The sequence below is a fragment of the Murinocardiopsis flavida genome (assembly GCF_003014485.1).
Taxonomy (GTDB): domain Bacteria; phylum Actinomycetota; class Actinomycetes; order Streptosporangiales; family Streptosporangiaceae; genus Murinocardiopsis; species Murinocardiopsis flavida.
Genome location: NZ_PYGA01000019.1, coordinates 140,948 through 153,388, shown reverse-complemented (window position 1 = coordinate 153,388; position 12,441 = coordinate 140,948). Strand labels below are relative to the sequence as shown.

The 12,441-nt window shown below is 72.3% G+C and carries 13 protein-coding genes; 8 read left to right on the top strand and 5 right to left on the bottom strand.

Annotated elements, in window-relative coordinates; genetic code table 11:
• Positions 1-119: 119 nt before the first annotated feature.
• The 6 genes from hutG (at position 120) to CLV63_RS24370 (ending at position 6,042) form a co-directional block, all read left to right on the top strand.
• The gene (gene hutG, locus CLV63_RS24395) at positions 120-1,055 is read left to right on the top strand and encodes a formimidoylglutamase (RefSeq protein ID WP_245929021.1); all 936 of its coding nucleotides are present in this window, start codon (positions 120-122) and stop codon (positions 1,053-1,055) included.
• The gene (gene gltS / locus CLV63_RS24390; RefSeq protein WP_211301444.1) at positions 1,052-2,329 is read left to right on the top strand and encodes a sodium/glutamate symporter; all 1,278 of its coding nucleotides are present in this window, start codon (positions 1,052-1,054) and stop codon (positions 2,327-2,329) included. Before hutG ends, gltS begins: the two co-directional genes overlap by 4 nt.
• Before the next feature lie 288 nt (positions 2,330-2,617).
• Complete coding sequence (locus CLV63_RS24385; RefSeq protein ID WP_106585524.1) at positions 2,618-3,184, top strand: ferritin; 567 nt, start codon at positions 2,618-2,620, stop codon at positions 3,182-3,184.
• Between the two features lie 238 nt (positions 3,185-3,422).
• Positions 3,423-4,094: an LON peptidase substrate-binding domain-containing protein gene (locus CLV63_RS24380; protein ID WP_106585523.1), complete on the top strand. Its 672-nt coding sequence runs from the start codon at positions 3,423-3,425 to the stop codon at positions 4,092-4,094.
• A 104-nt stretch (positions 4,095-4,198) separates the two neighbouring features.
• Positions 4,199-4,696, top strand: coding sequence for a Cys-tRNA(Pro) deacylase (gene ybaK, locus CLV63_RS24375; RefSeq protein ID WP_106585522.1), 498 nt, complete (start codon positions 4,199-4,201; stop codon positions 4,694-4,696).
• Between the two features lie 149 nt (positions 4,697-4,845).
• Entirely contained in the window at positions 4,846-6,042 is a 1,197-nt protein-coding gene (locus CLV63_RS24370; protein WP_170134311.1) for a TIGR04222 domain-containing membrane protein, read from the top strand.
• A gap of 16 nt (positions 6,043-6,058) precedes the next feature.
• Here the strand turns inward: CLV63_RS24370 and CLV63_RS24365 are convergent, their stop codons facing one another.
• On the bottom strand, positions 6,059-6,721 hold the full coding sequence (locus CLV63_RS24365) for a hypothetical protein (RefSeq protein WP_106585520.1): 663 nt from the start codon (positions 6,719-6,721) through the stop codon (positions 6,059-6,061).
• 135 nt (positions 6,722-6,856) lie between these two features.
• Between CLV63_RS24365 and CLV63_RS24360 the strand changes: the two genes are divergently transcribed.
• Entirely contained in the window at positions 6,857-7,408 is a 552-nt protein-coding gene (locus tag CLV63_RS24360; protein WP_106585519.1) for a DinB family protein, read from the top strand.
• Positions 7,409-7,470: 62 nt separating this feature from the next.
• On the opposite strand, the gene CLV63_RS24355 is transcribed toward CLV63_RS24360, so the two are convergent.
• Positions 7,471-8,430, bottom strand: coding sequence for an alpha/beta hydrolase family protein (locus tag CLV63_RS24355; RefSeq protein ID WP_106585518.1), 960 nt, complete (start codon positions 8,428-8,430; stop codon positions 7,471-7,473).
• A 162-nt stretch (positions 8,431-8,592) separates the two neighbouring features.
• On the opposite strand from CLV63_RS24355, the gene CLV63_RS24350 reads away from it, so the two are divergent.
• Positions 8,593-9,195, top strand: a complete 603-nt coding sequence (locus tag CLV63_RS24350) for a TetR/AcrR family transcriptional regulator (protein ID WP_106585517.1) — start codon at positions 8,593-8,595, stop codon at positions 9,193-9,195.
• Between the two features lie 118 nt (positions 9,196-9,313).
• Here CLV63_RS24350 and CLV63_RS24340 read toward each other — a convergent pair whose 3' ends face one another.
• From CLV63_RS24340 to CLV63_RS24330, 3 genes are all read right to left on the bottom strand, one after another.
• Entirely contained in the window at positions 9,314-10,042 is a 729-nt protein-coding gene (locus tag CLV63_RS24340; protein WP_281260759.1) for a sugar isomerase domain-containing protein, read from the bottom strand.
• An 81-nt stretch (positions 10,043-10,123) separates the two neighbouring features.
• The gene (locus tag CLV63_RS24335; RefSeq protein WP_106585516.1) at positions 10,124-10,423 is read right to left on the bottom strand and encodes a PTS sugar transporter subunit IIB; all 300 of its coding nucleotides are present in this window, start codon (positions 10,421-10,423) and stop codon (positions 10,124-10,126) included.
• Between the two features lie 75 nt (positions 10,424-10,498).
• Positions 10,499-12,097, bottom strand: coding sequence for a PTS ascorbate transporter subunit IIC (locus tag CLV63_RS24330; protein WP_146165650.1), 1,599 nt, complete (start codon positions 12,095-12,097; stop codon positions 10,499-10,501).
• Between the last annotated feature and the right edge of the window lie 344 nt (positions 12,098-12,441).

The following is a 12,441-nucleotide window of genomic DNA, read 5'->3' as shown; positions in this document are numbered from 1 at the left end:
CCGCAGGCCGGCCCCGCGCTACGAGCCTGGTAAGACCGTGAAGCGGGCAGCCAGCCTCGAACAACACCGCCAGCAGCAACCATAAAACTCAAGCTCAGTGGAGGAACGAATTGATCAGGGTGGATCCCCCCGAGTGGACCGGACGCGACGACGGGCCCGGCCCCGAGCACCTGCGCTGGCACCGCGCGGTGCTCCCGCTGTCCGCGGCCGACCGGCCGGGGACGGCCCTCATCGGGTTCGCCAGTGACGAGGGCGTCCGCCGGAACAACGGGCGCACCGGGGCGGTCGAGGGACCGGCGGCGCTGCGCCGCGCCCTGGCCCCGCTGGCGCTGCACACGCCCGCCGCCCTGTACGACGGCGGCGACGTGCGCGTCGACGACCGCGACCTGGAGAAGGGGCAGGCCGCGCTGGGCGAGAGCGTCGCCGCCGCCATGGGGAACGGCCATTTCCCCATCGTCCTGGGCGGCGGCCACGAGGTCGCCTGGGCCGGCTACCTCGGCCTCGACCGCGGCCTCGGCGCCGACCGCACCCGCACGCTGGGGGTGCTCAACATCGACGCCCATTTCGATCTGCGCGAGGAGCGGGTGCCGACCTCCGGCACCGGGTTCCGCCAGATCGCGGAGAACGAGCAGGCGCACGGCCGCCCGTTCCACTACGCCGTCGTGGGCATCAGCGAGACGGGCAACACCGGGGTGCTCTTCGACCGCGCCCACCGCCTCGGGGTGCGCTACCTGACCGACACCGAGTGCGCACCGCCGGCGGTGGAACGGGTGCTGGACTTCGTGCGCGAGTTCGTCGCCTCGGTCGACGACGTGTACCTCACCCTGGACCTCGACGCGCTGCCGGCGTGGGTGGCGCCCGGGGTGAGCGCTCCGGCCGCACTGGGGGTCGCCCCCGAGGTCGTGCAGGCGGTCATCGACACCGTCGCCGCCTCCGGGCGGCTCGCCCTCTTCGACGTCGCCGAGCTCAACCCGGCCCTCGACGCCGACGGCCGCACCGCCCGGGTCGCGGCCCGCATGATCGACCGAATCGCGACGCGGAGGAGCACACTGTGAACCACGAACTGAGCCTGGACCTGGTCCAGAGCAGCGTGCTGGCCGGCGTGCTGCTCATCCTGGGCGAGTTCGCCCGCCGCCGCGTCGGGTTCCTCCAGCGGTTCAGCATCCCCGGCCCGGTCATCGGCGGGTTCCTGTTCGCGCTGCTCCTGCTGGTGCTGCGCCAGGCCGACGTGGCCACCGTGGAGTTCGACACCACGTTGCAGGAACCGGCGATGATCGCCTTCTTCACCACGGTCGGCCTGACCGGCAGCCTGTCGCTGGTGCGCAAAGGCGGCCGACTGCTGATCGTCTACCTGTTGGCCTGCTGGACGCTCGCGGTGGTGCAGAACCTGGTGGGCATCGGCCTGGCCGAGGTCCTCGGGGTGAACCCGCTGCTGGGCATCATGGCGGGAGCGGTGAGCCTGGAGGGCGGGCACGGCGCCGCGGCTGCGTTCGGCCCGACCGCCGAGGCGATGGGTGCCGAGGGGGCCACCGCCGTGGCGGTCGCTTCGGCGACCTTCGGCCTGGTGGCCGGCAGCGTGCTCGGCGGCCCGCTGGCCGGTTGGCTGATGAAGCGGGGCAAAGTGCGGGTGCCGACCCTGGTCACGGCGTCCACCGGATCGACGACCACGGTCGTCGACCAGGGCTCCGACACGGGCTCCGACTCGGGCTCCGACACGGGACGGGGGCCCGAGACGGAGAACGCAGAGGAGAGCGGGTCCGCCGGATACCGCAAGTTGCTGTCCACCGGCGTGCTGGTCGGCGTGATCATGGTGCTCGGCACACTGCTCGGCACGTGGTTCAGCGACACGACCGGCTTCGTCCTGCCGGGGTACGTGGGCGCGATGGTGGTCGCGGTCGTCTTCCGCAACCTCAACGACAGGTTCGGGTGGGTGCGGCTGGACTCCGGGACGGTCGACCTGATCTCCGGGCTGACCCTGGGCTTCTTCCTGACCATGGCCATGATGAGCCTGAAGATCTGGGAACTCTACGCGCTGGCCCTGCCCCTGGTCGTGATCCTCGCGGTGCAGGTCCTCGTGCTCGTGGTGTTCGTCGCATTCGTGGTCTTCCGCCTGCTGGGCGGCAACTACGACGCGGCCACAATGGCGGCCGGAATGATGGGCCACGGCTTGGGCGGCACGCCCAACGCGATGGCCAACATGGACGCGTTCAACAGCCGGTTCGGCGTGCGTTCGGAGCGGGCGTTCCTGGTGGTTCCGCTGGCAGGGGCGGTGCTGATCGACCTGGTCGGCCTGCCGTGGATCGTGTGGTGCATGAACTGGGTCGGCTGAGGCCCGCACCGAGGCATCGAGCGCTGCCCGCCATCGGAGTTCCGGTGGCGGGCAGCGCCGCGTACAACGGTGTTCCCGCAACGCGTCGGTACCGCCCGGTCTGCACACCCGGCCATTTTCCGCAACAAAGGGAAGCCTTGCCGAAAATGACGGCAAATCGGTGGCGGGCAGACTTTGGGCACCCTTACCTAAGACATATTACAAAAGGCTTGCCTAAGTGGCGAACATTACCAGCCGATTAATTGCCAGATATTCTTAACGGACACCGAGAAGGGTATTGTCTGCACTATGACTTCCGCAGACAAGCACTCCGACCACGGCCTTTCCAAGTTCCACCGGCTACTGCTCGACCAGGTGCGCCACGAATTCACGGCCTCCCAGCAGTACATCGCGCTGGCGTCCTGGTTCGACGACCGCGACCTCCCGCAGCTCGCCCGGCTTTACTACCGGCAGTCAATGGAGGAGCGCGACCACGCCATGATGATGGTCCGCTACCTGATCGACAATGACGTCACGACCGCCATTCCGGGCGTCGATGAGATTCAGAACGAGTTCGACACGCCGCGCGACCTCGTGGCGCTGGCGCTGCGCCAGGAGCGCGAGGTGACCAAGCAGATCCTGCACCTGGTGAAGGTCGCCCGCGACGAGAACGACTACACCGGCGAGCAGTTCCTCCAGTGGTTCGTGAAGGAGCAGACCGAGGAGGTCGCGACCATGTCGACGCTCCTCAACGTCGTGGACCGCAGCAACGGCAACCTGTTCGACGTCGAGACGTTCGTGGCGCGCGAACTGTCCGACGTCCAGGGCGGCGAGTCCGGCGCGCCCGAGACCGCCGGCCCGTCGCTGACGACCTGACGGCCGGGGATCGCCGGGACGGGCCGAGACCGCCAAGGCGGCCCCGGCCCGTCCCGGCGCAGCGGGAGGACCCGTCGCAACGCGGCGGGCCCTCCCCGGCGGCCCCGGGGCGTCCCGGCAACCGCAGCCGTCGCCGCAGGCCCGGCCCGCCTGAGCGCCGCGGGCCCGCGGCGCGCCGATGTGCGCACCTTTGCGCGCGTTCGCGCAGTCCGCGCCCGTTTTTCGGCATACTGGACCAATGCCACACCGGCTGCCATTGTTTCCACTCGGGACCGTCCTGTTCCCGGGATCGGCCATGCCGCTGCACGTCTTCGAGGACCGCTACCGCTCCCTGATCGCCGACCTGCTCGACCTGCCGGCCGACGAACCGCGGCGCTTCGGGGTCCTCTGCATCGAGATCGGCCACGAGGTCGGCGAGATGTCGGCGCACCAGCTGTGCGACGTCGGCTGCGTCGCCGAGATGCGCACCGTCCGCAAGCACGAGGACGGGCGGTTCGACCTGCTGGTCGAGGGCGTCAGCCGGTTCAGGGTCGAGGAGTACCTCGACGACGGCTCCCCCTACCTGCGGGCCGCCATAACGCCGATGCCCGACGAGGTCGGCGCCGATGCCGACGCCTACGCCGAGCGCGCCGGCCGCCTCTTCACCGTCTACCGCGACCGCCTGCAACGGCACGGCATCCCGATCGACTCCCAGGACGACTTCCCCGCCGAGCCGCTCCCCCTGTCCTACGCGCTCTCGGCCGCGCTGCTGACCGACCGCCACGACAAGCAGGAGCTGCTGGAGTCCGACCACGCGGCGGCCCGCCTCGAACGCGCCGGGGAGCTGCTGCGCCGCGAGAACAGGCTGCTGTCCACGCTGCCGCTGCTCCCCGCCGGCCAGTTCATGCAGCATGACGTCAACCTGAACTAGCGTCGCCGGGCGGCGTGCTCGGGTGCCTGGGCCGGGATGATCCACTGGACACCGGCGCAGCGCCGCGGCCTCCGGCCACGGGCGCCCACCGTGAGGAGAACCCGTTGAGCGGACAGAGCACCCCCGCCACCGTCGCCGCCGCGCGCGCCCGGGTCCCCTTCACCGTGCACCCGTTCGAGACGACCGCCGACGTCGGTGGCGGCGGCTACGGCGCGGCCGCCGCCGACGCGCTCGGTGTGGCGCGGGAGCGCGTCTTCAAGACCCTGGTCGCCGAGGTCGACGGCCGCCTCACCGTCGGCGTGGTGCCGGTGAGCGGCAGCCTCGACCTCAAGGCGCTCGCCGCCGCGGCCGGCGGGAAGAGGGCGGCGATGGCGGACCGGCCGACCGCGGAGCGCGCGACCGGCTACGTCCTGGGCGGCATCAGCCCGCTCGGGCAGCGCAAGCGGCTGCACACGGTGATCGACGCGACCGCGGCCGGGCACCCCACTGTTTTCGTGTCCGCGGGCCGGCGCGGCCTCCAGCTGGAGATCGCGCCGGCGGACCTCGTCCGGCTCACGGAGGCACGAACCGGCGCAATAGCCGCACCGGCCACACCAAGCTGACCTCCGGGGGACTTCCGCGGTCCGGTTCCGCGATCTACGGTGGGATCACTCCTGGTTTCCGCCTCCGCACAGCGGGTGCGCCCCCAATGGCCCCGGGTCCCGCGTGCGGCGGCGCCGGTTCTCCGCGTCGCGGCGCGAGAGGGGGCACGGTGGTGATCGCGTTCGTGCTCGCCGTCGCCGGTTGCCAGGTCGCCGTCGGCGTCTGCTACCTGCTGACCCGCCTGCGCTATACCCGGCTGCGGACGCGCGGGCCGCTGCGCCCCGCCACGGGGCCCGACGACCTCTCGGCCTACGAGCTCGCGATGCTGGCCGGCGGCAACCGGCGGGTCGGCGAGGTCGCGCTGGCGGAGCTGTACCTCAGCGGGCGCGCCGTGGCGTGGGGACGCGGGGCCGTCGCCCGCCCCGGCCCGGAGGGCACCCCCGTCCGCCCCCTGTCGGGCGCCCCGTTCGCCCGTACCGTCGACGCCCGGCTCCAGTCCGGTGTCGCCGTCCCTGTCGAGCGCCTGGTCGCGACCGCCACCCGCGGCGATGCGGCCACCGCGCTGCTGTGGCGGCTGCGCAGGCTCGGCCTGTTCTTCCCGCCCGGCGCCCTGCACGGGGTCGGGTCCTGGCGGCACGCGGCGTGGGGCGTCCACGCGCTGCTTGGGGTCGGCGGGGTGCTGTTCGCCGGGTACGCGCTCGTCGCGGCGGTCGGCACGCCGCCGCCCGGCTCCACCGCCGCGCCGCTGCTGCTCGGTGCCGTGTTCCTCGGCTACCCCTTCCTGTTGCACCTGGCGCACCGGTTCATCAGCGGGGTGCAGGGTGCCGTGCTGACCGCGGTGTCGGTGACCGTGCTCGCCATCGCCGGCGGGGCACTCCCGCGCTCGGCCGCCGCAGCGGCGCTGGCGCTGTTCGCCGGCTGGTTCGCGCTGTACGGCTGCTACCGCGCCTCAGGCGGCAAGCTGGGGCCGCGCACCGTCGCGGGCGACACCGCGTTGGCCGAGGCCCGCGCGCTCGCCCCGGGGCGCGGGCGCACCGCGGTCGACTCCGCGCTGCGCACGACCGCGCTGGTGGGGCTGCGCGGCCTGTGCCTGCACCCGCGGAACCAGGACGGCGGTGCGGACGGCGGTGCGGGCAGCAGTGCGGGCGGCGGTGCGGGCGGCGGTACCGAGCACGCCGAACTCGCGCCGCTGCGCGCCTTCGCGTCGGCATGCTGGCCGCGGTCCGGTGCGGGCGCCGTCGACCGGAGTGTCGGCGGCGGATTCGCCGCCGATGGCGGCACCGGCGACTGGGGCGGCGACGGCGACAGCCTGGCCGCGCCGCGCAGCACGCAGTGGCGCCGCTCGGGCGGCGGACGGGTGGGCTGAGTGCCGGGCGGTCGCGCTACCGCTGCGACGGGCCGCCGCTCAGCGGCGCGGTCCCCTCGGCGACGTCGGGCTCCTCGGCGGCGGACCCGTCGGCGGCGGGCGTGACCTCGCCGGTGTCGGCCGCCGCATCGGCGCCGGGAGCCGCGGCGCCGCGCGCGGCCTCGTGCGGGAGATCGCCCCGCAGGACGCTCACCGCGTCGAACAGCGAGTACTGGAGGACCGCGACGAACGGCCAGAGCAGCAGCGCGCTGGTCGCACGCAGGTCCAACCCCGCGCGGACCACGTCGCCGGTCTCGGCCGCGGCGAGGACGCGCGCGAACGCCGCGGCGTCGAGGGCGATACCGATCCGCCATGCGAGCACCGATCCCAGCGCCCCTCCGGCGACCATCCCGAGCAGGCAGGCGAGCCGGACGTCGACGGCTCGCAGCCTCGCGATCCGGTACTGCGCCAGGTAGCAGGCATACCCGGAGAGCAATCCCGTGACCAGGAGGATCAGCGCAAGGTACCCTTCGCTGGCGAACATGGTCTCCGAGACCGGGTAGGGCACCGTGCCGCCGTCGGCCACGACCGTGACCTCGGGCCGCGGCGCGATGGCCCACCACAGCAGCCCCAAGGGCGCTCCGACAAGTGTGAGGGCGCCCGCTGTCAAGGCTCCGATACCCAGGTGCGGCCGGATCACCGGTGGCTCACCTCTTCCTGCTCATGGGCGTCGGACGTGACAGGATCGGTCGTTCCCGGCGCGCAACGAATCTATCCGCTGCCGGGCGGCGGAAAACCAGTGGCACGCCATTCGGGCGAACCTGACAATGAGCGCATGAGTGAGACAACGAGCCGCACCGCACCGGCAGCAGGCCTGCGCACCGGCACCCCGGTCGAGCCGCCGCACGCGGCCGACGAGCGCACCATGCTCACGTCCTGGCTCGATCAGCATCGCGCCACGGTCCGCCGCAAATGCCAGGGGATCAGCCCGGAGCACGCCGCCGCGGCGCCGATCCCCACGTCACCGCTGATGACCGTGGGCGGGATCGTCTCACATCTGCGCTGGGTAGAGCACGTGTGGTTCGAGACGACCATGCTCGGCGGGCTCGACCGGGCACCCTATGGGCCGGGTGACTGGGACGCCGAATGGCGCATCGGCGCCGAGCGCCCGCTGGCGGAGCTGCTCGACGAGTACGACACCCAGTGCGCCCGCTCCCGCGAGATCGCGGCACGGCTGGAGCTGGGCAGTTCGGCCCGCAGGAGCCGCCAGGGCGAGGCCCCGGTGACGTTGCGCTGGGTGCTCGCCCACCTGCTGGAGGAGACCGCCCGGCACAACGGGCACCTCGACATCGTCCGCGAACTGGTCGACGGGACGGTCGGCGAGTAAGGGCCGCCCGCCGAGGGCAGCGGCCGCGCGCCGCCGGCCCGCCGCGGAGGCGGCGCCGCCGCCTACTTGGACTGGACCTCGCCGACCGGGGCCGAACCGGCCGCCAGCGCGTCGCACGCCGCCTGCCAGGCGGGGTCCCCGGGGTAGAGGGCGGAGCGGAGGTAGGCCCAGGTGAGCCGCTGGACCGCCGCCACGCGCTCGGGATTCTCGTCCGTGGTCTCGGCGACGTCGTATCCGGAGATCCCGCCGAGCCCGTGCTCCGCGCCGAAGAGGGTGAGCAGGGCTTTGGGGCCCGGGGCGAGGACGTAGGGGTCGGTGTGCCAGTCCGGGCCCCGGACCGTCAGGTGGGCCGAGGCGTCCTTGTCGCCGGCGACCACGAGCGCCGGCGTCGTCATCGCGGCGAAGTCGCCGGTCATGAGGAAGGGGTAGTTCTCGGCCACGAACCCGGTGAGGGCATCACCGCCCCGGCCGGTCGTGGCGAGCAGCACGCCCGCCGTGATCCGGGGTTCGGCCAGGTCCACCTCTGTTCCGTCGTGCGGGTCGGTGAGCCGGGCGCCCAGCAGCAGGCTCGCGGTGTGCCCGCCCATCGAGTGCCCGGCCACGGCGACCCTGCTGCGGTCCAGGCGCCCGGGGAGCTGCGGGACGGCGGCCTCGATCTCGTCGAGACGGTCGAGGATGTGCGTCATGTCCTCGGCCCGTGATCGCCAGTACATTGGCGCCCCGGGGGTGTCGGGGGCCAGGCTCAGTGTCGCGGAGCTCAGGTGGGTGGGTTGGATCACGGCGAAGCCGTGGGCCGCCCAGAAGCCGGCGAGCGGGGCGTAGCCGTTCAGCGAGGAGAGGTGGTTCGAGGGGCCCTGGCCGTGCGAGAGGAGGATGATCGGAAGCGCGCTCCCTGTCACGGGGACAGTGACGCGAAGCTCCAGGTCCACGGCGCGGTCGGGTGCCGGCAGCACGACCGGAGCGACCGAGAGGACGGGGGTGGGAGGGCCGGAGGTGCCGGCCGTGGACGTCGATGCACTCATGACGCGTGTTTCCCTTTCGATGGCCCTTGCTTGCCGCCCTGGTTCCGGCGGCGGGCGTACCGGAGCGTCCGTCTTCAGCTAGACTGAAACCGGAGCGTTGTTCCGATTAATATACGGAGCAGTGTTCCGTTTTGTCAAAAAGGCAAGCGGAAGGAGAGCGTGGTGCCCACTCCACGCCGGTCAGGGGAGGGCCCGGCTCCGGCCCGCGGCAAGCGCGCCGACGCGCTGCGCAACCAGCAGACGCTGCTGACCGCAGCCGCCGCGGTATTCGTCACCTCGGGCGTCGATGCGCCGATCCGGGAGATCGCGGCCAGAGCGGGCGTCGGGATGGGGACGATCTACCGCCACTTCCCCACGCGGGCGGATCTCGTCGTCGCCGTCTACCGCCACCAGGTCGAGGAATGCGCCGCGGCCGGCCCGCGCCTGCTGGACGGCGCCGACTCCCCGTTCGCCGCACTCCGCCAGTGGGTCGACCTCTTCGTCGACTTCCTGGTCACCAAGCACGGCCTGGCCAACGCGCTGCAATCGGACGGCAGCGGCTTCGAGGCGCTGCACACCTACTTCCTCGACCGCCTGGTGCCGACCTGCGCGCAGTTGCTCGACGCCGCGGTCGACGCCGGTGAGATCAGGCCCGGTACGCACGCCTACGAACTGATGCGCGGCATCGGCAACCTCTGCATCGGACGCGACGGCGACCCCCGCTACGACCCCCGCCGACTGGTCGAACTGCTCCTCATTGGATTGCGGCGGCCGCAGCCGTCCTGAGGGCGGCCCCGGAGGCGGTGGCGGCCCCGGAGGCAGTGAGTGTCCCGGACGCGGCGGGCCGGGTGGGCGGCGCTGCGCGGGCGGGCCGCGCCGGCACCGCGGCCGGCCCGCCCGCGGGTCACTCCAGTTCGGGGATCCGCGGCCGGTAGCGGGCGAACAGCCCGGCGTTGGCGTCGTCGCCGCCCTCGACGTTGGCGGAGCGCCACAGGGGCAGGTCGAGCCCTGCCGCCTCGGTGCGGGCGTGCAGCTCGGCGAGCAGCAGGTTCCACAGGTAGACGTTGACGAGGCTCGACATGGGCGCGGTGACCGGGGCCTCGGGCGGGTACCCGGCGTCGCCGGGGCGGATCAGGGTGTCGATCACGTGGTCGGCCTCCTCTGCGAGGGTGCCGCCGGCCCGCTTGGGCGCGACCGCGCTGCATGCGGGAGAGGTGACCGCGACCACGGGGATCGAGAGCCGCCGCGCCTCGCGGGCGAGCTCCACCGGGTAGGGGTTCACGCCCGAGGTCGAGTAGACGAACAGCACGTCCCCGGCGTCCGGCCCGCTCTTCGCCAGGACCTCGGCCGCCAGCCCACTGCGGCGCTCGACGGCGGTGCTGGTCGCCGCCCCGTGCAGCGGGAAGAGCTCCGGCGTGTAAATGGGTTTGACGGTCGCGAGCCCCCCGGCGCGGAAGAACGCCTCGGCGATCGCCGCCACCGAGTGGCCCGAGCCCGCCACCAGCGCGACCCCGCCGCCGCGGACGACACGCTCCAGCAGCAGGTCGGCGACCGTGCCGATCGCCGCCGTGTTGTGCTCCTGCACGCGCGCGAGCTGCGCACGCATGACCTCTCCGAAGTCCGAACCGCGCACCCTGACGACTCCCCCTTGGTGGTGTGGATTGGTGGTGTGTGGATTACCGTGCCGGGCCCGCGCACTGCGCGGGCCCGCTGCTCACAGCCAGCCCTGCTCGCCCAGCCGCTCCCGGAGGGACGCCGCGAGGCCCTCCTTGTCGAGGAAGTTGTCGACGGCCAGCACCACGGGGGCGAGGTCGGCGATGTCGTCCGTGTGCATGCCCTGACCGATGACGACGTCCGGGCGCATGCCGCGGGCGGTGGAGATATCGGTGTTCTCCACCTTGGCGCTGACCCCGATGTCGCGCAGGGCGTCCTCGGCGGTCATCTTCAGGATGAGGCTTGAGCCCATGCCGACACCGCAGACGGTGAGGATGTGCAGGGGTTCGGAACGGGGCATGGGTCCTCCTTCGACGTGGGCGCCCGACCCGGTCGGGCGGGCGCCTGAGAGCGGTGAGCCGTCAGCGTGCGGGGCTCAGGGACGCTCGTCCTTGTTGGTGTCCGTGGCCGCGGTGTCCGTGGCCTCGGTGTCGGTGACCTTGGTATCCGTTGCGGACTCGGTGTCCGTGGTGGTCTCAGTATCGGCCGCCGCGCCGCTCGGCGCGCTCTCCGGTGCGTCGGCGGTCGCGCCGCCGTCCGCCGCGGCCGCCTGCGCCTGCTCTTCGGCGGCGGCCGCCTCCGCGGCCTCTTGGCGCTCCTGCGCGCGCTTGCGGCGCGAGAGCCAGAACAGCAGGGCGACCGTGATCGCGCCGACGACGACCGGGATGGGCCACACACCGGGCACCACGTTGCCGACGGCGATGAGCAGCCAGGCGATGACGTACCAGTCGGGGTCGGCGAGGGTCGCCAGCTCGGGTGCCGTGGACGACAGCATCCCCCACGTGAGCGCCTGCCCGACGGCGAGGACGACACCGTTGAGCACGCCGCCGATCAGCGCGCCGCGCCACCCGGCGACCGCGTTGCCGAACACGCCGCCCGCACCGCCGCCGAAGAACAGCATGATCATCGGCGGGACGAGGGTGAACCAGCCCGCCCCGGCGAACACGCCGAGCAGGATGAGGAAGGTCGCGGTGCTCGAAATGAAGCCGAGCATGACGGCCGTCGGCGCGAACGGGAAGATCGTGGGGATGTCGAGCGCGGGCCGGGTGCCGGGCACGACCTTGTCGCTGATGCCCTTGAACGCCGGGACGATCTCAGCGAGGAACATCCGCACGCCGTACAGCAGGATGGCGATCCCGGCGGCGAACCGGAACGCGGCGATGACGCCCCATGCCCACGGGTCGATCTCGGGGTCGTACTCTGCGGCCGCCTGGGCGATGACACCGGAGTCGGCGAACGCCATCGAGACGAGCAGGATCGCGCCGATGACCAGGGCGGTGCTGACGTTGACGTCCTTGAAGAAGGACAGCTGCCGGGGCAGCTTCAGGCGCTCGGTGGAGTGGCGCTCGGGGTCGCCGAACGGGCGGGCGACCACGGCGGTGAGCAGGCCGAGGGTCGAGGTGGTGTGCCCGAACCCGAAGTCGTCGCGCCCGCCGGTGACCTTGAGCATCACCGGGCGCATCCACAGCGGTTGCAGCGTCCAATAGCAGGCGATCAGCACGGACCCGGCCGCGATCAGGGTGACCTGGGGCAGGTCGCCGTAGACCTCCACCAGGCAGGCGGTGATGACGACGCTGACGTAGAACATCAGGTGCCCGGTGAGGTACACGTAGCGGGCCGCGGGGAACACCGCGACGAGGAGGATGTGCAGCAGGAAGCCGATGGTGATGATCATCGCGACGGTGCCGCCGTAGCCCTTGAGGAAGTCCTCAAGGGTGTTCTCCGAGGCTGGCGGGTCGAGCCCCACCGCGCTCGACACGATGGCCTGGAAGCTGGTGAGCCCGCCCGTGAACAGGTCGATGCCGACGAACAGGATGATGATGCCGAGGGTGGCGCGCAGCGCGCCGCCCACGACGTCCTCGATGGGTTTGCGCTGGAGCACCAGGCCCAGCAGCGTGATGATCCCGATCAGGATGGCCATCTGGCCGAACACGTTGTTCGCGATCCAGATCAGCGCATTAACTACGGCGTCCATTCGTCATCCCGTCGGCGGCAGTGACTGGAGCGGGGCCCGCTCATCGATGTCGGTATAGTCCGGTCTATACCGGACCAGCCTGGATCATGGAACGGGTGCAGGTCAATACGCACGGAGTACACGTGCGAGCACACGCGATCGCCCCGCCCACCGGATAGCTGCGCTGGTGGGGGTGTGCGGCGCATCCCTGGTGTCCTGGGGTGAAGGGGGTGTGCGGCGCGGTCCTGGTGCCCTGAGGTGGAGGGGGTGTGCCGCGCGCCCCTACTGCGCCCGCTTCGCGGAGTTTCGCGGGGGCCCGCTGCGGCAGCCTCGGCGCAAGCCCGGCAGGCACCGTCAGCGTCGCG

Coding starts and splice junctions, on each gene's coding strand:
- CLV63_RS24385 (WP_106585524.1), top strand. CDS start 2,618: ATGACTTCCGCAGACAAGCACTCCGACCACGGCCTTTCCAAGTTCCAC.
- CLV63_RS24380 (WP_106585523.1), top strand. CDS start 3,423: ATGCCACACCGGCTGCCATTGTTTCCACTCGGGACCGTCCTGTTCCCG.
- CLV63_RS24360 (WP_106585519.1), top strand. CDS start 6,857: ATGAGTGAGACAACGAGCCGCACCGCACCGGCAGCAGGCCTGCGCACC.
- CLV63_RS24355 (WP_106585518.1), bottom strand. CDS start 8,430: ATGAGTGCATCGACGTCCACGGCCGGCACCTCCGGCCCTCCCACCCCC.
- CLV63_RS24335 (WP_106585516.1), bottom strand. CDS start 10,423: ATGCCCCGTTCCGAACCCCTGCACATCCTCACCGTCTGCGGTGTCGGC.
- CLV63_RS24330 (WP_146165650.1), bottom strand. CDS start 12,097: ATGGACGCCGTAGTTAATGCGCTGATCTGGATCGCGAACAACGTGTTC.